This window comes from Citrobacter sp. Cpo091, from assembly GCF_030332645.1.
Classification (GTDB): domain Bacteria; phylum Pseudomonadota; class Gammaproteobacteria; order Enterobacterales; family Enterobacteriaceae; genus Citrobacter; species Citrobacter portucalensis.
In genome coordinates this window covers 215346-239100 of record NZ_JAOWHL010000040.1, presented here as the reverse complement: position 1 = coordinate 239100, position 23755 = coordinate 215346, and the positions used below count along the sequence as shown (strand labels likewise).

The 23755-nt window shown below is 51.2% G+C and carries 22 protein-coding genes; 11 read left to right on the top strand and 11 right to left on the bottom strand.

Annotated features, from left to right (window positions below):
* Positions 1–8: 8 nt before the first annotated feature.
* Complete coding sequence (fruA, locus tag OGY04_RS20075) at positions 9–1697, top strand: PTS fructose transporter subunit IIBC (protein WP_048215908.1); 1689 nt, start codon at positions 9–11, stop codon at positions 1695–1697.
* Between the two features lie 106 nt (positions 1698–1803).
* Here fruA and OGY04_RS20070 read toward each other — a convergent pair whose 3' ends face one another.
* Positions 1804–3102, bottom strand: a complete 1299-nt coding sequence (locus OGY04_RS20070) for an anaerobic C4-dicarboxylate transporter (protein ID WP_008785273.1) — start codon at positions 3100–3102, stop codon at positions 1804–1806.
* Between the two features lie 75 nt (positions 3103–3177).
* Positions 3178–3897, bottom strand: a complete 720-nt coding sequence (cuyB, locus tag OGY04_RS20065) for a cysteate racemase (RefSeq protein WP_286585948.1) — start codon at positions 3895–3897, stop codon at positions 3178–3180.
* A gap of 97 nt (positions 3898–3994) precedes the next feature.
* Between cuyB and OGY04_RS20060 the strand changes: the two genes are divergently transcribed.
* Positions 3995–4207, top strand: coding sequence for a hypothetical protein (locus OGY04_RS20060; RefSeq protein ID WP_286585947.1), 213 nt, complete (start codon positions 3995–3997; stop codon positions 4205–4207).
* A 43-nt stretch (positions 4208–4250) separates the two neighbouring features.
* On the top strand, positions 4251–5162 hold the full coding sequence (gene hypT / locus OGY04_RS20055; protein ID WP_286585946.1) for a hypochlorite stress DNA-binding transcriptional regulator HypT: 912 nt from the start codon (positions 4251–4253) through the stop codon (positions 5160–5162).
* 32 nt (positions 5163–5194) lie between these two features.
* Here the strand turns inward: hypT and nfo are convergent, their stop codons facing one another.
* Positions 5195–6052, bottom strand: a complete 858-nt coding sequence (nfo, locus tag OGY04_RS20050) for a deoxyribonuclease IV (protein WP_032944004.1) — start codon at positions 6050–6052, stop codon at positions 5195–5197.
* A 71-nt stretch (positions 6053–6123) separates the two neighbouring features.
* Positions 6124–7173 carry a YeiH family protein gene (locus OGY04_RS20045; RefSeq protein WP_008785269.1) on the bottom strand — a complete coding sequence of 350 codons (1050 nt, stop codon included), beginning with the start codon at positions 7171–7173 and terminating at the stop codon, positions 6124–6126.
* A gap of 315 nt (positions 7174–7488) precedes the next feature.
* On the opposite strand from OGY04_RS20045, the gene yieE reads away from it, so the two are divergent.
* Positions 7489–8370, top strand: coding sequence for a DNA-binding transcriptional regulator YeiE (gene yieE, locus OGY04_RS20040; protein ID WP_003834519.1), 882 nt, complete (start codon positions 7489–7491; stop codon positions 8368–8370).
* A 195-nt stretch (positions 8371–8565) separates the two neighbouring features.
* Positions 8566–10035, top strand: coding sequence for a lysine-specific permease (lysP, locus tag OGY04_RS20035; RefSeq protein WP_003834517.1), 1470 nt, complete (start codon positions 8566–8568; stop codon positions 10033–10035).
* Between the two features lie 65 nt (positions 10036–10100).
* On the opposite strand, the gene OGY04_RS20030 is transcribed toward lysP, so the two are convergent.
* On the bottom strand, positions 10101–12086 hold the full coding sequence (locus OGY04_RS20030) for a ligand-gated channel protein (RefSeq protein ID WP_079934542.1): 1986 nt from the start codon (positions 12084–12086) through the stop codon (positions 10101–10103).
* A 279-nt stretch (positions 12087–12365) separates the two neighbouring features.
* The gene (gene fghA / locus OGY04_RS20025; RefSeq protein WP_008785267.1) at positions 12366–13202 is read right to left on the bottom strand and encodes an S-formylglutathione hydrolase; all 837 of its coding nucleotides are present in this window, start codon (positions 13200–13202) and stop codon (positions 12366–12368) included.
* A gap of 322 nt (positions 13203–13524) precedes the next feature.
* On the opposite strand from fghA, the gene folE reads away from it, so the two are divergent.
* From folE to mglC, 6 genes are all read left to right on the top strand, one after another.
* On the top strand, positions 13525–14193 hold the full coding sequence (folE, locus tag OGY04_RS20020; protein ID WP_003027410.1) for a GTP cyclohydrolase I FolE: 669 nt from the start codon (positions 13525–13527) through the stop codon (positions 14191–14193).
* A 14-nt stretch (positions 14194–14207) separates the two neighbouring features.
* On the top strand, positions 14208–15365 hold the full coding sequence (gene yeiB / locus OGY04_RS20015; protein ID WP_071444681.1) for a DUF418 domain-containing protein YeiB: 1158 nt from the start codon (positions 14208–14210) through the stop codon (positions 15363–15365).
* A 144-nt stretch (positions 15366–15509) separates the two neighbouring features.
* Positions 15510–16535 carry an HTH-type transcriptional regulator GalS gene (galS, locus tag OGY04_RS20010; RefSeq protein ID WP_020996668.1) on the top strand — a complete coding sequence of 342 codons (1026 nt, stop codon included), beginning with the start codon at positions 15510–15512 and terminating at the stop codon, positions 16533–16535.
* A 293-nt stretch (positions 16536–16828) separates the two neighbouring features.
* Positions 16829–17827 carry a galactose/glucose ABC transporter substrate-binding protein MglB gene (gene mglB, locus OGY04_RS20005; protein WP_003027399.1) on the top strand — a complete coding sequence of 333 codons (999 nt, stop codon included), beginning with the start codon at positions 16829–16831 and terminating at the stop codon, positions 17825–17827.
* Positions 17828–17898: 71 nt separating this feature from the next.
* Positions 17899–19419: a galactose/methyl galactoside ABC transporter ATP-binding protein MglA gene (gene mglA / locus OGY04_RS20000; protein WP_003027396.1), complete on the top strand. Its 1521-nt coding sequence runs from the start codon at positions 17899–17901 to the stop codon at positions 19417–19419.
* A gap of 15 nt (positions 19420–19434) precedes the next feature.
* Complete coding sequence (gene mglC, locus OGY04_RS19995) at positions 19435–20445, top strand: galactose/methyl galactoside ABC transporter permease MglC (RefSeq protein WP_003027393.1); 1011 nt, start codon at positions 19435–19437, stop codon at positions 20443–20445.
* A gap of 52 nt (positions 20446–20497) precedes the next feature.
* Here mglC and OGY04_RS19990 read toward each other — a convergent pair whose 3' ends face one another.
* The 5 genes from OGY04_RS19990 to OGY04_RS19970 all read right to left on the bottom strand — a co-directional run bounded on the left by OGY04_RS19990 (position 20498) and on the right by OGY04_RS19970 (position 23752).
* A complete protein-coding gene (locus OGY04_RS19990; RefSeq protein ID WP_003834502.1) occupies positions 20498–20737 on the bottom strand; it encodes a DUF2542 family protein in 240 nt (79 codons plus the stop codon).
* Positions 20738–20739: 2 nt separating this feature from the next.
* Positions 20740–21459, bottom strand: coding sequence for an outer membrane permeability protein SanA (gene sanA, locus OGY04_RS19985; RefSeq protein WP_003027383.1), 720 nt, complete (start codon positions 21457–21459; stop codon positions 20740–20742).
* 163 nt (positions 21460–21622) lie between these two features.
* On the bottom strand, positions 21623–22507 hold the full coding sequence (cdd, locus tag OGY04_RS19980; RefSeq protein WP_234096350.1) for a cytidine deaminase: 885 nt from the start codon (positions 22505–22507) through the stop codon (positions 21623–21625).
* Between the two features lie 148 nt (positions 22508–22655).
* On the bottom strand, positions 22656–23351 hold the full coding sequence (locus OGY04_RS19975; RefSeq protein ID WP_003027380.1) for a CidB/LrgB family autolysis modulator: 696 nt from the start codon (positions 23349–23351) through the stop codon (positions 22656–22658).
* The gene (locus OGY04_RS19970; RefSeq protein WP_003834497.1) at positions 23348–23752 is read right to left on the bottom strand and encodes a CidA/LrgA family protein; all 405 of its coding nucleotides are present in this window, start codon (positions 23750–23752) and stop codon (positions 23348–23350) included. Before OGY04_RS19970 ends, OGY04_RS19975 begins: the two co-directional genes overlap by 4 nt.
* Positions 23753–23755 lie beyond the last annotated feature (3 nt).

Genomic DNA, 23755 nt, shown 5'->3' with positions numbered 1-23755 from the left:
GAGGCATAATGAAAACGCTGCTGATTATTGACGCTAATCTCGGCCAGGCTCGCGCTTACATGGCGAAAACCCTGCTTGGAGCGGCGGCACAGAAAGCACATCTGGAAATTATTGATAATCCGAATGATGCCGAACTGGCAATTGTTCTGGGCGATACGCTTCCTGCCGACAGTTCGCTGAACGGCAAAAAAGTCTGGCTGGGCGACATTGGTCGTGCGGTTGCGCATCCTGAACTCTTCCTCAGCGAAGCTAAAGGCCATGCAAAACCCTACAGCGCCCCGGTTGCAACAGCACCTGTGGCCAGCAGTGGTCCAAAACGCGTGGTGGCGGTGACGGCGTGTCCGACCGGTGTTGCTCATACGTTTATGGCTGCTGAAGCGATTGAAACTGAAGCGAAAAAACGTGGCTGGTGGGTGAAGGTTGAAACCCGAGGTTCTGTTGGCGCAGGTAATGCCATTACGCCGGAGGAAGTGGCTCAGGCTGATTTGGTGATTGTGGCCGCTGACATTGAAGTTGATCTGGCGAAGTTTGCCGGCAAACCGATGTACCGCACCTCTACCGGTCTTGCGTTGAAGAAAACCAAGCAGGAGCTGGACAAAGCGCTGGAAGAAGCAACACCGTACCAGCCAACCGGTAAAGCGCAGACTTCAGCAACCGAAAGTAAGAAAGAGAGCGCGGGGGCGTATCGTCACCTGCTGACGGGCGTCTCTTACATGCTGCCGATGGTGGTTGCTGGCGGTCTGTGTATTGCACTCTCGTTCGCTTTTGGTATCGAAGCGTTTAAAGAGCAGGGGACGCTGGCGGCGGCGCTGATGCAGATTGGCGGTGGTTCAGCCTTCGCGCTGATGGTGCCGGTACTGGCAGGTTATATCGCGTTTTCCATCGCTGATCGTCCGGGTCTGACGCCGGGTCTTATCGGAGGTATGCTGGCGGTAAGCACCGGTTCCGGATTTATTGGCGGGATTATTGCTGGTTTCCTTGCCGGTTATGTGGCGAAGCTTATCAGCACGAAGCTGAAACTCCCGCAGAGTATGGAAGCGCTGAAACCGATCCTGATCATTCCGCTGTTCTCAAGCCTGGTGGTTGGTCTGGCCATGATTTACCTGATCGGCAAACCGGTGGCGGGTATTCTGGAAGGTTTGACTCACTGGCTGCAAACCATGGGTACGGCCAATGCGGTGCTGCTTGGCGCGATTCTTGGTGGCATGATGTGTACCGACATGGGTGGTCCGGTTAACAAGGCGGCGTATGCTTTCGGTGTGGGTCTGCTGAGTACGCAAACTTATGCGCCGATGGCGGCCATCATGGCTGCGGGTATGGTACCTCCGCTGGCTCTGGGTCTGGCAACGCTGGTTGCGCGTCGTAAGTTCGACAAAGCGCAGCAGGAAGGCGGCAAAGCTGCCCTGGTACTGGGCCTGTGCTTTATCACCGAAGGGGCAATCCCGTTCGCTGCCCGTGACCCAATGCGCGTTCTGCCTTGCTGTATCGTTGGTGGTGCGATTACCGGGGCTATCTCGATGGCGGTGGGTGCGAAGCTGATGGCGCCACACGGCGGGCTGTTTGTCCTGTTAATCCCAGGCGCAATCACGCCGGTGTTGGGATACCTGCTGGCAATTATTGCTGGTACGCTGGTAGCCGGTCTCTCCTACGCGGTGCTGAAGCGCCCGGAAGCTGAGGTTGTGGCAAAGGCGGCCTGATTTAACGTCAATACCAGGGGCAGAGAATTCTCTGCCCCTTTTTTATGCATTTACCTACACCGTTGCAGCATCGCCACAATAATCCATCCAGCCTTAATAAAACGGGTCAGGCAATCATTGGCGCGATGATAAAACCAAAGGCAACGCCAGCAATGATCCCACCCAGACCTGGCAGCATAAACGGATGGTTTAAGACATACTTGCCCACGCGCGTTGTCCCTGTGGTGTCGAACTCCATTGCCGCCAGCGAAGTCGGGTATGTTGGTAGAACAAACACCCCGGTTACCGCCACATAGGAGGCCAGAATTGCCCATGTAGGCACGCCGAGCGCAACGGCCAGAGGGATGATTAGCGGCGTGGTGGCGCCTTGCGAGTAAAGAAGCGCGCAGGTACCAAACAGCACCAGTGCCAACAGCATGGGGTAAGCCCGTAGAATATCGCCTGCGATATCCTTAATCTCCGCTAAGTGGGCATCAATGAAGGTCGTTCCCAGTGTAACAATCCCGAGAATGACCGCCAGTGAACTCATCCCCGATCGAAACGTGGATGTCAGGACAATAGCATCGGTTGATGTTTTGCATAACACCACCATCAGGCAAGCGGCAGCCAGCATACAGATAATGATGATATCCCGGGTATTCATTGGGTTGCCTGCATCGAATCCAGGGCGTAGCTGCGGGCAGGCGGCAAGAATAACGATGACGACCGTTGCCAGCATAAACAGGGCGACTGAGAGTTTGGCACCCGGCGTAGTGCTGTTTTGCCCTTCATATTTACGCACTAATCCTTTTTGCAGGCGTTCCAGATAGACTTCATCATCCTGTAGCTCGCATCCCTGACGTGAGGCGATAAAAGCGGCAACCATCGCGGCGACAAAAGAAGCTGGCAGACATACAGCCATGACCTGAATAAAAGTGATACCGTTGCCTTCCATAATGGTCAGCATAGCCGCCATTGCGGCACTGATCGGCGAACCGGATATCGCCACCTGGGAGGCGACTACGGATCCGGCGAGCGTACGAGAAGGGCGGATACCGGACTCTTTGGCGACTTCAGCAATCACTGGCAGGGTAGAAAATACAATGAACCCTGTTCCGGCCATAATGGTCATCGACCAGGTGATAATCGGTGCAATAATATTGATATATTTAGGGTTACGCCGCATGAAATTACCGGCAACGCGAACCAGATAATCCATACCTCCTGCGGCCTGTAGCGCCGATGCTGCCACGACAACTGTCATAATAATGAGGATAACGTCAACGGGTGGCGAGCCAATTTGCAGATCAAATCCCAACGTTAAAATAGCCAGCCCCAGACCACCGCATAAACCGATACCTATTCCGCCGAGGCGGATACCAAAAAATATTGCACCCAACACGACGATAATTTCTAACCAAACCATAATGGCCTCCGCCAGAGAATAATTTGTTATTAAAATAAGTGGTTGTTTAATGCTTTATTAATCTGGTGACGGCTGTTATTGCGCCAGAAGATGATGTTTGCCAACTCGTTTTTCGTACCATTTAATACCGGCGCGAACTAATGATCCGGTTGAGTCAATATATTTATCTGGAGACTTTCTGACTGCGTCGGCAAGAATGACGGGGACTTCAGTACATCCCAGTACAATGATTTGTGCGCCGCGTGAGAAGAGCACTTCAGCCTGTTCATTCATCAGCGTTTGTGCCCGCTTAAGGTCGCCGGCTTTTAAGCAATAAATACTTTCCATGACCTTTTCCTGACCGGATGAATCAGGACTGATGCAGGTTAAACCAAGAGATTCTATGCCTTTTTGGTAGAGTCCCATGTAAAGGGTGGCGTTAGTAGCAAGTAAACCGATACGTGATTTTCCGCAGTTTTTGACCTCATTCATGGTTGTTTCAACGATACTGAGTAACTCTGTATGACAGCACTCTTTTAATTCATTAAACCAAAAGTGGGCGGTATTACAGGGGATCACAATACACTCCGCACCAGCATCTTCCAGTTTGTGCATATAATCACGCATTGCCGGAAGTGGAGAATGACCATGATGCATTAACGCATCAGTTCGGTCTGGAATATCAGGGATGGATGAAATAATTAATGGGATATGTTCCTGATCGCGTTGCGCTGCGGTAAAGGTGACGAATTTATTAAAAAAATCGACGGTTGCAGCAGGCCCCATACCACCAAGTACGCCAATTAAACCTTTCACGATATATACCTCTAATTTACCGATATTTAATATTCAGAGCTGGTGTCTATCTGGTGCTTATGTTTAACAGCAGAGTGTCGTGAGGAGAAATGCAATAATGTTTGGTTCAATGCAAAAAACGCATGAGCGTGATGTCTTTTACCACCTCGGCAGTCCGGTAATCAGCCAGAGGCCCGTCATTCAGCGGTGGATGAGCGGTCGTGGTCGATGGGTAAAGAAACATGTTAATGTCAAAAACGAAGGTATTATGCAAAAAACGAATCACCAGATGCTGATGTTGAATATCATCTCCGGGAATATTCAGGCATGATGCTTAAGACTAATCGACATATTTAAACATCCGCGTGACAGGCATGAAAAATATCGAGACAAAATGGTTATATGATTTTCTGACGCTGGAAGCGTGTCGTCATTTTTCTCAGGCCGCAGAGGAGCGCAACCTATCCCAACCGGCATTTAGTCGGCGGATCAAGGCGCTAGAATCCGCTGTTGGGGTGCTGCTGTTTGACCGTACGACAAGTCCACTGCAGCTGACGGAGGAGGGTAAGTTATTTCATTCGCAGACCCGTAGCCTGCTACAACAGCTGGAATGCAATTTAGATGAGCTAAGTGGTCACAACCTGCTTGGCGTTCCCAATATCAAAATAGCGGCGGCACATTCTCTGTCGCTGACGATGTTGCCCAGATTAGTACATTCAATGTCGGCATGGGGCGAAGAATTTGTTTACCACGTCGAAGCGATTGACGTAGTCCAGGCGGTCAATACATTGCGCGAAGGGAAAAGTGATTTCATTATCTCCTTTCGCGATGAAGACTTAATGCAGTCGCCTTTCTGCGGCTTGAAGGTTTTTGAGTCTGAGCTGTATCCCGTCTGTGCTGCGGATGCACAGGGTAAGGCGTTGTTTGATATCTATCAGCCGCAGGTGCCGATTCTGAACTATACCAGCACTTCCTACATGGGAAGATTGGTTAACCGTCACCTGGCGGAGGTGGGCAGTATTTCAGCGCGTACGCTGTTTATGTCTTCGATGAGTGAGCTATTGAAGAATATGGCATTGGATGGTCATGGTATCGCCTGGCTGCCAGCGTGGACGATCGTGAACGAACTACGGGATAAGCGCCTGGTTTGTCTGGACACGCCGGAGTTGATAGTGCCAATTCAGGCCTATATTTACCGAATGGATACCCGTTTGAATAAAACGGCAGAGCATTTCTGGCGGATTTTGTACAACCATATGCCAGAGGATCTGGTTACGCTCACTTGATACGCGCCAGCTTGTCTGGCGCGCGGAGATCGTTACGCCACTGCTTTTTCTGTTTGCTGGGCTTTCAGCCAGGCGATCTCTTCGGCCCATATATCCGGATTAATGGTTTCCAGTACCAGCGGAATACCGTCAAAACGATTATCCTGCATAATCCAACGGAAGGCATCATGGCCAATATTACCTTCACCCAGGCTGTGATGACGGTCAACGCGACTGCCAAACGCGCTCTTGGCGTCGTTCAGGTGCATACCGCGTAGATACTTGAAACCGACAATGCGTTCAAATTCCGCAAACGTCTTTTCGCACTCTTCTGCGGAACGCAAATCGTAACCCGCCGCGAAAGCGTGGCAAGTATCAATACAAACGCCAACACGGGACTTATCTTCGACGCCGTCGATAATGGCGGCCAGGTGCTCAAACTTGAATCCCAGATTACTACCTTGTCCGGCGGTATTTTCGATAACTGCCGTAACGCCCTGGGTCTGAGCGAGGACGATGTTGATGGATTCGGCAATGCGCGCCAGACATTCATCTTCCGGGATCTGCATCAAATGGCTGCCCGGGTGAAAGTTCAGCAGGGATAAGCCAAGCAGTTCACAGCGTTGCATTTCATCAAGAAACGCATCACGCGATTTTTCCAGCGCATCGCTGACCGGGTGACCGAGGTTAATCAGATAACTGTCGTGAGGCAGGATTTGTGCGGAGGTGTAGTGGTACTTCTCGCAGGCAGATTTGAAATCATCAATGATTTCGGTGGTTAGCGGCGCAGCACGCCACTGGCGCTGATTCTTGGTGAACAGGGCGAATGCGGTCGCTTCGATTTCTGCGGCTCGAATAGCGGCGTTAGCCAGACCGCCAGCGGCGCTTACGTGCGCTCCGATATATTTCATAAATTTAACCCGCCATACTCAAATACAAAAAGGGAGAGTATAGCGGGTTAATGGAGGTGAGTCGTGATCGTTTATGCCATCAGGGCGTGGACAGCGACGTTAATCGCACCACCACCGACAATCAGCCAGACAAACAGCAGCAGGGCCATCAGTAACGGTTTGGCACCGGCTTTTTTCAGTGCGCTAACGTGAGTGGTTAACCCCAGTGCAGCCATCGCCATTGCCAGCAAAATGGTATCCAGCGTTACCAGCATGTTCACAACCGACTGCGGCAGCAGGTGGAACGAGTTAAAAATCGCGACCACAATGAACAGGATGGCAAACCATGGAATAGTGATTTTGCTTTTCTCACCGCCCGTAGCCGGAGACAACTGTTTAACGCGTGCGGCCAGGAGGATGAGGAACGGTGCCAGCATCATGACACGCAGCATTTTGGCAATAACCGCGGCGTTTTCTGCATCCGGGTTAATGGCGTGCCCGGCAGCCACTACCTGTGCTACTTCATGCATGGTGGAACCAATGTAAATGCCGTAGGTTTCTGGGCTAAACCAGTGTGCCAGCAGCGGATACATTGCCGGATACAGGAAGATAGCGATGGTACCGAAGATCACCACGGTGGCGACAGCGACGGTTACCTTACTGGCTTCCGCTTTCACTACCGGCTCGGTTGCCAGCACGGCGGCGGCCCCACAAATGCTGCTCCCCGCACCAATCAGCCAACTGGTGTGGCGGTCCAGACCAAACACTTTCTGCCCCAGGAAGCAGGCAATCAAAAAGGTACTGCTCAGCGTTAACACATCAATCACGATACCGCTGACGCCGACGTCAGCAATTTGCGCGAAGGTGAGACGGAAGCCGTAGAGGATGATCCCCAAACGTAATAAATGTTGTTTAGCAAACAGCACGCCGCCGTCACAGCTTTTCCAGATGTGCGGATAGACGGTGTTGCCGAGGACCATCCCCAACAAGATTGCTAAGGTGAGGGCGCTGAACCCGGCACCTGCGACGGCGGGAATAGATCCACCCCATAAGGCGACCCCAGTGATAACTGCACTCAGGGCAAGCCCCGGAATAAAATGCCACGCTGTACGACGATGAGTCTGCAAGGTGAGTTCTGTCATATCCTTCTCCTTTATCTGGGTAAAAGAGTACGGCGAAGTGGTTTAAAAATAAAATTGATTATATATTTATAATTAATCTATATAAGTGGTATACCCGTCATACTTCAAGTTGCATGTGCGTTGGCTGCGCTCGTTCACCCCAGTCACGTACTTAAGTACGCTCCCGGGGATTAATGAGGGACATCCATGTCCCTCACCAGAGGCCAGCCTTTGGCTGGTCAAATTCGTTCCTGACGAATTTGTCTCTCTCTTGCCGCCTTCCTGCAACTCGAATTATTTAGGGTATAAGTAACGGATATCCGGTGGAAAACGACTATGCATATCACCTTGCGACAACTTGAAGTGTTTGCTGAGGTACTAAAAAGCGGTTCAACGACCCAGGCGTCTGTCATGCTGGCATTGTCGCAATCGGCGGTGAGTGCGGCACTTACCGATCTGGAAGGGCAACTCGGCGTGCAACTGTTTGACCGCGTCGGCAAACGGCTAGTGGTCAATGAGCACGGGCGTTTGCTCTACCCACGAGCGTTGGCGTTACTTGAGCAAACGACCGAAATCGAGCAGCTTTTTCGCGAAGATAATGGTGCCATTCGGGTCTATGCCAGTAGCACCATTGGTAACTATATCTTGCCTGCTATGATCGCCCGCTATCGGCAGGATTTTCCTGATTTGCCGCTCGAGCTGAGCGTGGGTAACAGTCAGGATGTGATCAATGCTGTGCTTGATTTTCGGGTAGACATTGGGCTGATCGAAGGGCCGTGTCACAGTACTGAAATTATCTCTGAACCGTGGCTGGAAGACGAGCTGGTGGTGTTTGCCGCACCGTCGTCACCGCTCACAAAGGGGCCTGTTACGCTGGAACAGCTGGCGGCTTCGCCGTGGATCCTGCGTGAGCGAGGATCCGGTACGCGTGAACTGGTGGATTACCTGCTGTTGTCTCATCTGCCGAGATTTCAGATGGCAATGGAGTTGGGTAACTCAGAGGCCATTAAGCATGCGGTACGTCATGGTCTCGGGATCAGCTGCTTGTCGCGTCGGGTCATTGCGGAGCAGCTGCAGGCGGGAACGCTGAGCGAAGTTCCCGTGCCGCTGCCGCGTTTAGTCCGCACTCTCTGGCGCGTGCATCACAGGCAAAAACACATCTCCAATGCCATTACGCGATTTTTGCATTACAGCGACCAGGTCGAGCTGGGCGAATAGGGCGCTTACTGTCGTAAGGTCATCTCTTTATAGAACGGCGGTTATATCTTAACCGCTGTGCGCCGCATATTTTCTGCTTTACTTATAATCCGCGGCCAGTCATGAAGGTCTCTTATAACAGCGTATTTGTGCCGGAAGAATGCCATTTCGTCTGCTACAATCGCGCCTCATTTTTTGGATGGATAGCATTTTCACATGGTTTCCGAAACTAAAACCACAGAAGCGCCCACGCTACGTCGTGAACTGAAGGCGCGTCACCTGACGATGATTGCCATTGGAGGCTCCATCGGTACAGGTCTTTTCGTTGCATCTGGTGCAACTATTTCTGCAGCGGGTCCAGGCGGCGCGTTGTTCTCTTATATTCTGATCGGTCTGATGGTGTACTTCCTGATGACCAGCCTCGGTGAACTGGCTGCCTATATGCCGGTTTCCGGCTCGTTTTCCACCTACGGTCAGAACTACGTAGAAGAGGGCTTTGGCTTCGCGCTGGGCTGGAACTACTGGTACAACTGGGCGGTAACGATTGCCGTTGACCTGGTGGCCGCACAGCTGGTGATGAGCTGGTGGTTCCCGGACACGCCGGGCTGGATCTGGAGTGCGCTGTTCCTCGGCGTTATCTTCCTGCTGAACTACATTTCCGTTCGCGGGTTTGGTGAAGCGGAATATTGGTTCTCACTGATCAAAGTTACCACCGTCATTATCTTCATCGTGGTTGGTGTGATGATGATTTTCGGTATCTTCAAAGGCGCTCAGCCGGTGGGCTGGAGCAACTGGACGACCGGTGATGCACCGTTTGCCGGTGGTTTTGCTGCGATGATTGGCGTGGCGATGATAGTCGGCTTCTCCTTCCAGGGGACAGAGCTTATCGGTATCGCGGCTGGCGAATCTGAAGATCCTGAAAAGAACATTCCACGTGCGGTACGTCAGGTATTCTGGCGAATCCTGCTGTTCTATGTGTTCGCGATTTTGATTATCAGCCTGATCATTCCGTACACCGATCCAAGCCTGCTGCGTAACGATGTAAAAGACATCAGCGTTAGCCCGTTCACGCTGGTATTCCAGCATGCGGGTCTGCTGTCTGCGGCAGCGGTGATGAACGCAGTTATCCTGACGGCGGTGCTGTCGGCAGGTAACTCCGGGATGTACGCCTCCACGCGTATGCTTTATACCCTGGCATGTGACGGTAAAGCGCCGCGTATTTTCGGCAAACTGTCTCGTGGCGGCGTACCGCGTAACGCGCTGTATGCGACCACCGTGGTGGCGGGGCTGTGCTTCCTGACTTCAATGTTTGGCAACCAGACCGTGTATCTGTGGCTGCTGAATACTTCCGGGATGACGGGCTTTATCGCCTGGCTGGGGATTGCTATTAGCCACTATCGCTTCCGTCGCGGTTATGTGCTGCAGGGTCACGATGTGAAGGACCTGCCGTACCGTTCTGGCTTTTTCCCGCTGGGGCCGATCTTCGCCTTTGTGCTGTGCCTGATTATCACCCTGGGTCAGAACTACGAAGCGTTCCTGAAAGACAGCATTGACTGGGGCGGCGTGATGGCTACCTATATCGGTATCCCGCTGTTCCTGATTATCTGGTTTGGCTATAAGCTGACCAAAGGAACCCGTTTTGTTCGCTACAGCGAAATGAAATTCCCGGGTCGCGTGAAGAAGTAACAGTATAAAAAAGCATAACAAAAACCCCGGTATGATGAGTACCGGGGTTTTTTATTGCGTCAGACTTAGAAGCTGTAAGTCATGCCAACCGTGTAACGACGTCCATCAAGGACGGTGTCGTAGGTATCGTAATCGATTTGTTTATCCAGCACGTTATACACGCCAGCGGTCATCAACAGATCCTTGGTAGCATAGTAACGTAAACCAACGTCGACCTGAGTATAGGACGGGGTGCCCTGTGCCATAGAGGTTCGGCTCAGGTATTCAGACGTTTTCCCGCGCAGATTCAGACGGCTCCAGAAACCGAGATCCTGCGTAGCCTGCCAGTCCAGCGTCGTGTTAAACATATGCTTTGGCATTTTGTTCAACGGCTGGCCAGAGAACTGACCGCTTTTCTGCTCAGATTCCGTGTAGGTGTAGTTCGCGGTCCAGTTGACGTCGGAGGTTATTTTCCAGCCGAAGGTGGATTCTACGCCGCGCATATTGGCTTTATCGACGTTAACGCGATCGCTGACGAAGTCATAATGGGTGCCGCCGATGGTGCAGGCCGGATCGGAACTGCTGTTACAACGGCGAACTTCGGTGATTTTGTTTTTAAAGTCGGTATTGAACAGCGTAACGCCTGCGTTGAGGTCGTTGCCGTTATCCCACAGTAAACCGATCTCTTCGCTGAGGCTTTTCTCTGGCTTCAGATCCGGGTTGCCGACAATGATTCCGTTCAGACGGCCGCCGCCGGTAACCTGTCCCCAGCTGGCAGAGGACTGGCGCAGATCCGGTGCGCGATAGCCCGCGGAAACGCCACCTTTTAAGGTCCACTGATCGCTCAGATGCCATACGCCATAGCCGCGCGGCGTCCAGTTGTCACCGTAGTTTTCATCCTTATCCATACGCAGACCGCCGGTCAGCGTGAAGGTATCGGTAATGGCCCATTCATCTTCAGCAAACAGCGCCCAGCTCCAGCGGGTCAGTTTGTTCAGTCCATCAGCCGCTTGCAGTTGGTTGCCGTTATCGCGCAGTTTTTCATAACGGTATTGTCCACCCAACGTCAGGGTGTGCGCCCCAAGGAAGACCTGGTTCTGGTTATTGAAAATCGTGTTGTAGGACTTCATCTGGCGACCGGGGTTATCGGTTTCTTCCTGCTGGACATAGCTGGTGGAGTTGAAGTCGTCGTAATAACCGCTGTGGGTTATTGAGTACGTGGTGTGCACATACTTGTTTTCGCTTTTACTGTTGGGCTTACAGCTTCCGTTACGGCAGTTTTCCTCTGCCATGGATTTGCCTGGCGTACTGTCGCGATCCTGCAATTCACGTGCGTAATCGAAATCGATGTCGTTTTTATCATCTGGCGTAAAGTTCAGGGTTAATCCCCCGCTACGCATACGCTGTTCATTGTAGCCATTTACGATTTCATCTTCCGCGCGGTGGGAGAATAATCCGGTCACCTTCGCGCCAAGTAATCCGTCAATCAGTGGTCCAGACGCATAGGCGTTGGTCTGGTAAATATCGCCGGAGTCTCTGTCTTCCTGGAAAGTGGCATCGCCGTGCAAAGAGCCGGTCCAGGCTTTAGTATTCGACACTTTTTTGGTGATGACGTTAATGACGCCGCCCATCGCATCGGAGCCGTAGAGGGATGACATCGGGCCGCGGATTACCTCGATACGCTCGATGGATTCCAGCGGCGGCAGCCAACCTTGCTCAATACCTGAGTTGTCGCTGTTAGGACGTGTACCGCGGGTGCTGATGCGTTTACCGTTGACCAGGAAGAGTGTGTATTGCGAAGCCATACCGCGAATACTGATATCGCTACTGCTCCCCCCGCCAGTGACGACGACGCCAGGGACATCTTTTAGCGCATCGGTGACATCTCGATAGGCTTTGTCCTCAATCTGCTGCTTGGTAATAACAGATATTGAAGCCGGGGCATCCTGAATTTTCTGCTCGAAACCGGTAGCGGTAACGACCACGGTGTCTTGTTCAGCGGCATGGCCGAGTGATGGGAGGCAGGCGACGCATACTGCGGCAGCTACAGCCTTAACGTGAGGTATAGTCATTTGTATCATTCCATTTAAATGAATCAAACTGCGCGTCATGTGAAAGGCCATGACAATTGTATGTGTTTGTCTTTTAAGGACTCTTTTCAGTAAAGAAGCGGGGGGATTGTACAAAAGTATGAATATTTGTAAACACAAATGATAATAGAAATCATTTGTGTTTAATATGATTTGGAGTGAAATGCTTTTTTAATCAATAAGATAGTGGGGGAAGAAAAAAGGAGAAAAAGTGAAGGAATGATGGAGAAATGAAGAGGGCTTCCGCCCTCAACTCAGGAATTACTTCAGCAAATACTGGGCGTGGAAGCGCAGGTGATCCTCAATAAACGACGCAATAAAGTAATAGCTGTGGTCGTAACCAGGCTGGATGCGTAGCGTCATTGGCCATGCGGTCTGACGGGCAGTTTCGGCCAGTACCGCGGGCTGCAACTGATCGGCAAGAAACTGATCGCTGTCTCCCTGATCGATTAACGTCGGGATCGCGTCTGCGGGTTTGCTGGCCAGCATTAACGCGCAGCTATCCCACTCTGCCCACTGTGTTTTATCTTCGCCCAGATAAGCGCTAAACGCCTTCTCACCCCACGGAACGCGACAAGGGTTGACGATCGGCGCAAAGGCGGAAACGCTGGTGTATCTCCCGGGATTTTTCAGCGCCATAATCAATGCGCCGTGGCCGCCCATGGAGTGTCCGCTGATGGCGCAGCGATCGCTGACGTTAAACTGCGACTGAATCAGTGCCGGAAGCTCATCACGCAGATAGTCATACATACGAAAATGCGTTGCCCACGGCTGCTGGGTGGCATTGAGGTAAAATCCGGCCCCTTGACCTAAATCGTAGCCATCATCGTTGGCAACCTGCTCGCCGCGCGGGCTGGTGTCCGGCATCACGAGAACAATACCCAGCTCAGCTGCAATGCGCTGCGCGCCTGCTTTGGTAGTGAAGTTTTCATCATTACAGGTCAGGCCCGACAGCCAGTACAGCACCGGAGGCGCGGCGTTATCACGGGGTGGTGGAAGAAAAATACTGAAGGTCATGGCGCAATTTAACGTGGCGGAGTCGTGACGCCAACGTTGCTGCCAGCCTTCAAAACAGCGGTGCTCTTCAAGCATTTCCATGCGTGGCTCCTTGTTGTGTTGAACCTGAATGTGTTTGCGAACTCATCATAATACAGATTATTCATAGCACTGTGAGTAACTTTCACTTCCGCATTGAGCAAACATACTTCATCATCTATATAACTTTACATTAACACTCGACGTCACCGGGCTGAACGACAAGTGAAATCAGCAACGCTGAAAGGCTGTGCCAATTTCAATAATTATCACGGTGAATACTGGATTATGTGCGCCGCCTCACGCACAATGTTCTGGCTGTGACACAGCCTAAAAACTTTGCCCCATGCAGGGCAGAGGCGCCCCACCTGCAGGAGAAGAAGAAATGTCATCACTCAGTAAAGAAGCGGCACTGGTTCATGAAGCGCTGGTTGCGCGTGGTCTCGAAACCCCGCTGCGCCCGCCCGTGCAAGAGATGGATAACGAAACACGCAAACGTCTTATCTCTGGCCATATGACCGAGATTATGCAATTGCTCAATCTCGATTTGAGCGATGACAGTTTGATGGAAACTCCGCATCGCATTGCGAAAATGTATGTCGATGAGATTTTCTCCGGCCTCGATTACGCCAACTTCCCGAAAATCACCGTCATTGAAAACAAAATGAAGGTGGACGAGATGGTCACGGTTCGTGATATCACGCTGACCAGCACCTGCGAACACCACTTTGTCACTATCGATGGCAAAGCGACGGTGGCGTATATTCCGAAAGATTCGGTCATTGGTCTGTCGAAGATTAACCGCATTGTGCAGTTCTTTGCGCAACGTCCGCAGGTACAGGAACGTCTGACTCAGCAAATTCTCACCGCGCTGCAAACGCTGCTCGGGACGAATAATGTGGCGGTATCGATTGATGCGGTGCATTACTGTGTGAAAGCGCGCGGCATTCGCGATGCGACCAGTGCGACCACCACCACTTCTCTTGGCGGATTGTTTAAGTCCAGCCAGAACACGCGTCAGGAATTTCTGCGCGCAGTACGTCATCACAACTGATTAGGACAGGAACCATGGAGCGTAATGTCACGCTGGATTTTATTCGTGGCGTTGCCATTCTTGGTATCCTGCTTCTCAATATTAGCGCCTTTGGCTTGCCGAAGGCGGCATATCTCAACCCCGCCTGGTATGGCGACATTACCTTATCTGACGCCTGGACCTGGGCGCTGCTCGATCTCTTCGCGCAGGTAAAATTCCTCACGCTGTTTGCTCTGCTGTTTGGTGCTGGTCTGCAAATGCTGCTCCCGCGTGGTAAACGCTGGATCCAGTCGCGGCTTACGTTGCTGGTGCTGTTGGGATTTATTCACGGTTTACTCTTCTGGGATGGCGATATCCTGCTGGCATATGGCTTGATCGGCCTGATTTGCTGGCGGCTGATCCGGGATGCGCCGTCGGTGAAAAGCTTGTTTAACACCGGCGTGGTGCTTTATTTGGCGGGCGTTGGTGTATTGCTGCTGTTGGGTGTGATCTCCGGGAGCGAAACCAGCCGGGCCTGGACGCCGGATGCTTCAGCGCTGCTGTATGAAAAATACTGGAAAGTGAACGGCGGAATGGAAGCAATCAGCAATCGCGTGGATATGATGTCCAATAGCTTGCTGGCGTTAGGCGCGCAATATGGCTGGCAACTGGCGGGGATGATGCTGCTCGGCGCGGCATTAATGCGTAGCGGCTGGCTAAAAGGGCAGTACAGTTTGCAGCATTATCGACGCACTGGCGTTCTGCTGGTTATTATCGGCATGGCGATTAACCTGCCTGCTATCGTCGCCCAGTGGCAACTGGACTGGTCCTACCGCTGGTGTGCCTTCCTGTTACAAGCCCCGCGAGAGCTGGGGGCGCCTTTGCAAACCATTGGTTATGCTGCGCTGATGTTTGGTTTCTGGCCGCAGCTTAGTCGCTTCAAATGGGTCATTGCTATCGCCTGTGTGGGGCGCATGGCATTAACCAACTATCTGTTACAAACCTTAATCTGCACCACGTTGTTTTATCAGGCCGGTTTATTTATGAAATTTGACCGGCTGGAGCTGCTGTTTTTCGTTATCCCGGTCTGGGCGATTAACTTACTTTTCTCTGTCATATGGCTGCGTTTTTACCGCCAGGGCCCGGTGGAATGGCTGTGGCGTCAATTAACCCTGCGTGCTGCGGGGACATCATTACCGCGAACATCCAGATAACGATCTGGATCACATTCATTAACAAAATGGATGTAAGCGCTTTCATTCCTGTGACATCACTCACGCAGTCCGTTTCATTGTGCTGACAAAATACCCAGCCTGGGGTGTCTGCGGGCAGCCGCAATCTAAAACAGGGCAGTGAATATGGTAACCATTCGTGATGTGGCACGGCAGTCTGGCGTTTCTGTAGCGACCGTTTCCCGCGTACTGAACAACAGTGCGCTGGTGAGTCCCGATACGCGTGAAGCGGTAATGAAGGCAGTCACTCAGCTTGGCTATCGACCTAATGCCAACGCACAAGCGCTGGCGACGCAGGTTAGCGACACGATTGGTGTTGTCGTCATGGATGTATCAGATGCGTTTTTTGGCGCGCTGGTAAAAGCCGTGGATATGGTTGCCCAGCAGCATCAGAAGTATGTCCTGATTGGCAACAGCTACCATGAGGCGGAAAAAGAACGTCATGCCATTGAGGTGTTGATTCGCCAACGTTGTAACGCGCTGATTGTACACTCTAAAGCACTGAGCGATCGGGAACTGGCCGAGTTTATGGATCAAATCCCCGGCATGGTACTGATCAACCGCCTTGTTCCGGGTTATGCTCACCGTTGCGTATGCCTGGATAACATCAGCGGTGCCAAAATGGCTACCCGAATGCTGCTAAATAATGGTCATCAACGCATAGGTTATCTGGCATCAAGCCACCGCATTGAAGATGACGCCATGCGCAAAGAAGGGTGGTTAACTGCCCTGCAAGAGCAGGGGATTGTTGCGGCAGAAAGCTGGGTCGGCACCGGTTCGCCCGATATGCAGGGCGGAGAGTCCGCGATGGTGGAACTGCTGGGGCGTAACTTACAACTGACGGCGGTCTTTGCTTACAACGACAATATGGCAGCCGGCGCGCTGACTGCGCTAAAAGATAACGGCATCGCTATTCCATTACACCTTTCTATCATTGGCTTCGATGATATTCCCATCGCGCGTTACACCGATCCGCAGCTAACCACTGTGCGCTATCCCATTGCCTCAATGGCAAAAATGGCGACGGAGCTTGCGCTACAGGGGGCGGCTGGCACGTTGGATCCGCAGGCGTCACATTGTTTTATGCCAACGCTGGTGCGTCGCCATTCAGTAGCGCTGCGGCAGAATGCGGCACCGATCACTAACTCATAACGTTGCGCGATGTAACCGCTTTCAATATGTGAGTAAATTCACAGTATATTAACAATGCGATAGCTATGATGACACTGTTTGTTGCGCTGTAACTACTATGTAACGGTGAATAATCACTTTCATCGAGGTATAGGTGCCTTAAACAAAAATTAAAGCCTGTTTTTGGAGCGTTGCCAGACACGGAAGAAATATTTTTTAAAAGTGAGCTTCGGCGTTCAGTAACACTTCAGTAACGTTCTGCCTGCCGAGCATTTATCTCAAGTACTACCCTGCATAATAAAACCGGAGATACCATGAATAAGAAGGTGTTGACCCTGTCTGCTGTAATGGCAAGCATGTTATTCGGCGCGGCTGCGCACGCTGCTGATACCCGCATTGGTGTGACTATCTATAAGTATGACGATAACTTTATGTCTGTAGTACGTAAGGCTATTGAAAAAGATGCCAAAGCGGCACCAGATGTACAGCTGCTGATGAACGACTCGCAGAACGACCAGTCCAAACAAAACGATCAGATCGACGTGCTGCTGGCAAAAGGCGTTAAAGCACTGGCGATTAACCTGGTTGACCCGGCAGCTGCTGGCACGGTCATTGAAAAAGCACGCGGACAGAACGTACCGATCGTATTCTTCAACAAAGAACCTTCTCGTAAAGCGCTGGACAGCTATGACAAAGCGTATTACGTCGGTACCGACTCTAAAGAGTCCGGCATTATTCAGGGTGATTTGATTGCCAAACACTGGGCAGCTAACCCGAACTGGGACCTGAACAAAGACGGCAAAATTCAGTTTGTTCTGCTGAAAGGCGAACCGGGACACCCGGATGCTGAAGCACGTACCACTTACGTGATTAAAGAGCTGAACGACAAAGGCATTAAAACTGAGCAGCTGCAGTTAGATACTGCAATGTGGGATACCGCTCAGGCGAAAGATAAGATGGATGCGTGGATGTCTGGTCCAAACGCGAACAAAATTGAAGTGGTTATCGCTAACAACGATGCGATGGCAATGGGTGCAGTTGAAGCGCTGAAAGCGCACAACAAAACCAGCGTACCAGTATTTGGTGTGGATGCGCTGCCTGAAGCGCTGGCTCTGGTGAAATCTGGCGCCATGGCCGGTACCGTCCTGAACGATGCCAACAACCAGGCGAAAGCCACCTTCGATCTGGCGAAAAACCTGGCTGACGGCAAAGGAGCGGCAGATGGCACTAACTGGAAAATTGAGAACAAGATTGTTCGCGTACCGTACGTAGGTGTCGATAAAGATAATCTGGCAGAGTTCACCAACAAATAAATACTCCGTATGTGGGCGCAATTTCATTGCGCCCTTAATAACGCACTCTGCAAGGCCAACAAGGTATAATTATGGTCAGCACACATACTCAGTCGTCAGGCGAATACTTGTTGGAAATGACCGGCATCAACAAGTCCTTCCCCGGCGTTAAGGCGCTTGATAATGTCAATTTAAAAGTCCGCCCGCATTCTATTCACGCCCTCATGGGAGAGAATGGCGCGGGGAAATCAACATTATTGAAATGTCTTTTCGGCATCTATCAAAAAGATTCCGGCAGTATTTTATTTCAGGGTAAAGAAATCGATTTTCATTCTGCGAAAGAAGCGCTTGAAAATGGTATTTCGATGGTACACCAGGAATTAAACCTGGTATTACAACGTTCTGTAATGGACAACATGTGGCTGGGACGCTATCCCACCAAAGGCATGTTTGTCGATCAGGAAAAAATGTACCGCGATACCAAAGCGATATTTGATGAACTGGATATTGATATCGATCCGCGTGCGCGTGTCGGCACATTATCCGTTTCACAAATGCAGATGATTGAAATTGCGAAAGCATTCTCCTATGACGCCAAAATCGTCATCATGGATGAGCCAACTTCATCGTTAACCGAAAAAGAAGTTAACCATCTGTTCACCATCATCCGTAAGCTGAAAGAGCGTGGATGCGGTATTGTTTATATCTCTCACAAAATGGAAGAAATCTTCCAGCTGTGCGATGAAATTACCGTTCTGCGCGATGGCCAGTGGATTGCGACCCAGCCGCTGGAAGGGCTGGATATGGATAAGATCATCGCCATGATGGTTGGACGTTCACTGAACCAACGTTTTCCGGATAAAGAAAACAAACCTGGTGAAGTCATTCTGCAAGTGCGTAACCTGACCTCGCTGCGCCAGCCGTCGATTCGTGATATCTCGTTTGATTTGCACAAAGGGGAGATTCTTGGGATTGCAGGTCTGGTAGGCGCAAAACGCACGGATATCGTTGAAACGCTTTTTGGTATTCGTGAGAAATCATCGGGTACGATTACGCTACACGGCAAAAAAATTAATAACCACAGTGCAAATGAAGCCATCAACCATGGTTTTGCACTGGTCACGGAAGAGCGCCGCTCAACCGGTATTTATGCGTATCTGGACATTGGTTTTAACTCGTTAATCTCCAATATCCAAAACTATAAAAACAAAGTTGGTCTGTTGGATAATTCCCGCATGAAGAGTGATACCCAGTGGGTAATTGACTCTATGAGGGTAAAAACACCGGGTCATCGCACGCAAATCGGTTCACTTTCTGGCGGTAATCAGCAAAAGGTGGTTATTGGTCGTTGGTTATTAACCCAGCCAGAAATTCTGATGCTGGATGAACCGACGCGCGGAATCGATGTTGGTGCGAAATTTGAAATTTATCAGTTGATTGCCGAACTCGCGAAAAAGGATAAGGGGATTATTATTATTTCCTCTGAAATGCCGGAGCTGCTGGGTATTACCGATCGTATTCTGGTGATGAGCAATGGTCTCGTTGCTGGAATTGTTGACACTAAAACAACAACGCAAAACGAAATCCTCCGTCTTGCGTCTTTGCACCTTTAAGATTAGGGGCTCCTCATGAGTGCGTTAAATAAGAAAAGTTTTCTTACTTACCTGAAAGAAGGCGGAATTTACGTTGTTCTTTTGGTTTTGCTGGCGATTATTATTTTCCAGGATCCCACTTTCTTAAGCTTACTGAACCTGAGTAATATTCTCACGCAATCCTCGGTGCGTATTATTATCGCATTGGGTGTGGCTGGACTGATTGTTACCCAAGGGACCGACCTGTCGGCGGGGCGTCAGGTTGGCCTGGCGGCAGTGGTGGCGGCAACTCTGTTGCAGTCGATGGAGAATGCCAACAAGGTGTTCCCGGAAATGGCGACAATGCCGATCATTGTAGTGGTGCTGATTGTTTGCGTGATTGGCGCCATTATCGGTCTGGTGAACGGTATTATCATTGCTTATCTGAACGTAACGCCGTTTATTACCACACTGGGTACGATGATTATCGTTTACGGGATCAACTCCCTGTACTACGACTTCGTCGGCGCATCGCCAATTTCTGGCTTTGACAGTGGATTCTCAACCTTTGCGCAGGGCTTTATTGCACTGGGCAGTTTCCGACTCTCCTACATCACATTCTATGCGCTGATTGCGGTGGCCTTTGTGTGGGTGCTGTGGAACAAGACCCGCTTCGGTAAAAACATTTTCGCCATCGGCGGAAACCCGGAAGCTGCGAAAGTGTCCGGTGTAAACGTTGCGCTGAACCTGCTGATTATCTATGCGTTGTCTGGCGTGTTCTATGCCTTCGGTGGTTTGCTGGAAGCCGGACGTATCGGCTCAGCGACCAACAACCTCGGCTTTATGTATGAGCTGGATGCGATTGCGGCGTGCGTGGTTGGCGGCGTGTCGTTCAGTGGCGGGGTAGGTACCGTGTTTGGCGTAGTGACCGGTGTGATTATCTTCACCGTCATCAACTACGGTTTGACCTACATCGGCGTGAACCCATACTGGCAGTATATTATCAAGGGTGGCATTATTATCTTCGCGGTCGCGCTGGACTCACTGAAGTACGCGCGTAAGAAGTAATCTGGGAAGAGAAAAATAAAACCGGTGCAGAGGCATTCTGCATCGGTTTTTTTTATTTGATAAAGAGTAACCAGATACCAGTGAACAGTGCACCAATGGCCATACCGAAATAAACGATGATATAGCTCCAGTAAGTGCTGGGTTCTTTAGCGCGAGAAATGATCATTGGCGTCTGCGAACCTTTCACGGTTTTCTCGACGATACCGGAACGCAGTCCCTTCAGGCCTTCTCTGCACGTCCAGAGAACAATCATCAGTACGCCAATAACGATAAAGATCGTTTTTCCTTCCATGCTTATTTTCCTTGTTTCTTTTGTAATTCGAGTAATTGTTCAGGCGTGACCGCCGGATACCCCTGCGCATCGTCCGGTACCTGATGCATGGTAGGGATGGGCACCAGTGGGCCTAAAAAACGGGGCTCACGTTTGAAAATGTAGAGATCGGCGAGTGCGCCAAAACGGGCGCCAAATTCACGTACCCGCACGGTGAGCATATCTTTTGGCGAAGGTACCGCATAGCACTGGGCCTGGATACCCATATGCAGCGCAATAAACAAGGCGCGCTCACAGTGGAATCGTTGAGTAATAATAATGAAATCGTTGGTGTCGAATACTTTACGCGTACGCACGATGGAGTCGAGCGTGCGGAACCCGGCGTAATCAAGCACGATGTCAGCGGGATCAACGCCTGCGGCAATCAGATCCTTACGCATCGTCATGGGTTCGTTGTAGCTTTGCTGGGCATTGTCGCCGCTTAACAGCAGATAGTTTACCTTCCCGCTGTTATAGGCGTTCAATGCGCCCTGAATGCGGTAGCGGTAATACTGATTGATGACGCCGGTGCGGTAATACTTCGCCGTGCCCAGAACCACACCGACCTGGCGGTAGGGTAAATCCTGCAGTTCGTCGTAAATGTAGGGAGCAGTCTTCCAGCTCATCCAGCGATCGAGTCCAAGCACAGTCAAAAGCAGCAAGCCTAACAGGACTAACAGGCTGTAAAACACGCGCTTTAACATGCAGAAAACTCGTTATTTGGATGGAATTTCAATCAGGCTACTGTACCGGAAGACGTAGCGCAAGAAACAGCAGTCTGATTGAGGGGATTTTAGGCATTCTGCATAGTGCCGGATGGCGGTGTAAACACCTTATCCGGCCTACGAACCGGCGTTATTGAGTCGATTAACCCAGGAGAACGCGCTCAATATTATTGCAGCCCAGTGCTTTCAGCGTGGCGGAGGTCGCATCCCACTGAATCAACGGCGCGTCGGCTTTTTCAGCCAGCACGGCGCGTTGGATATCTGGATAATCATAACCGTTCAGATTCAACAGGTTTAACGCGCCTTGCAGCGGTGGCAGGGTCGGGTTAAAGGCGGCATTTTCAGCATAGCTGCCGCTAAAAATACGGCCATCTTTACACTCCAGCGCCACGCCGCTTGGGGATTTGCTGTATGGCATATGACATCTGTTGGCAGCGGTGATTGCCGCTTGGGTCAACGTATCGCCCTGCAGCGCGAAGCCGTGATCCTGATCGTCCATCAGCAGCGTTTTAATCTCCAGATCTTTCGGGCCGAAGGCATCTGGCAGGTAATCACGCAGCACGTGTGGCGCACGTCCCGGCAGATGAATCCGTAAATCCAGTCCGCTGTTCAGTTCGTTCATAAACTGGCGGCAGTGGCCGCACGGCGTGTAGTTGACGGTGATGGCGGCGAGCCCTTTTTCACCGCGCAGCCAGGCGTGGCTGATAGCGCTTTGCTCGGCATGAACAGTTTGCTGCATGGTCGCGCCCAGGAACTCCATGTTCCCACCGAAGTACCAGTTGCCGCTGATGCCGCGAGAAATTGCCCCAACGTTGAAGTTGGACAGCGGAGTACGTGCGCAGGCCGCAGCCAGCGGCAGCAGAGCGAATGCCAGCGCGTCTTCGTCCAGTCCCGATTCGCGTTTTAGCAAAGAGACCTGCTCAGCAGTCAGCATGGCGGGGAAATGTGCATCCGCCAGAACAGGGGCCAGGGCTGATTGCAAGTTATCCGCGAGTTGGGCAAAAGCAGTTTGAAAACGTGGATGCATGGCGATGCCTCATAACAATGTAATGGAATCGTAGTTTACGGGCCTGTTATGGCTTTATATGTGATCCAAATCTCATTGTGTATGCAACTTATGAAACTTAAATGAAAAATGTGCAACGCATCGCAAATAAATAGCTAAAAAATGAAGATTAACCCACCACTGCCAGAATAATCGGGAACAGGAACGGGGCTACCAGCGAGGTAATAATGCCGCAAATGACCAGCGCCAGTGAGCTAAACGCACCTTCCTGATAGTCCAGTTCCGCACAGCGTGCGGTGCCCAGGGCGTGCGACGCGGTGCCCATTGCCAGCCCACGAGCGGCCTTAGTGCGAATACGCATGGCATTGAGTAACGTATGTCCAAATACCGCCCCGAGAATGCCGACAAAAATGACGCATACGGCGCTGATCGCCGGAATACCGCCAATACTGCCTCCCACGGCCATAGCGATAGGTGTAGTGACCGATTTTGGCATGATAGACGCAGCAATTTGCGGTGATGCGCCCATCAACAAGGCGATTGTTGTACCTGTTACCATCGCCACAACGCTCCCGGCAAAACAGATAGCAATGATTGATTTCCAGCGGGCGCGAATCTGATGCAACTGTTCGTATAACGGATAGGCCAGCGCGACCACGGCAGGTTGCAGCAAATCGTTCAGCACTTCGCTGCCTTTGAAATAGTGATCGTAGGGAATACCTGTCAGCAGCAGAATGGGAATAATTACCACCATGGCGACCAGCAGAGGGTTCAGCAAAGGCATTTTAAAGCGAGCTGCCAGCTTACGTGCGCCAAAAAATACCGCCAGCGTAAGAGGTAATGACCACCAGATATACGACATCATTTTTTTGCTTTAGCCTCTTTTTGCCCAACGATTTTGCGCTCACCGTGCACAATGTGCGAGCTCCAGCTCACCACCAGGAAAACGACCAGCGTACTGATGGTACAAGACACCACCACCGGACCAAATTGCGCGCGCAGCAGGTCAAAGTACTGCATGATCCCCACGCCAATCGGGACAAACAACAGGGCCATATAGCGAATCAGCACGTAGCAGCCGGGGTTAACCCATTTTGCCGGTAACACCTGCAAAGCCAGTAAAACAAACAGAATCAGCATGCCGATAATGCTGCCCGGAATGGTGATAGGGAGTAGCGATGCAAGAAAAATACCTGCATAGAGGCAGGCATAAATCAGGACGAATGCGCGCAAATATTGCCAGATAACGTTCAGTGCTTTGCTCATAGT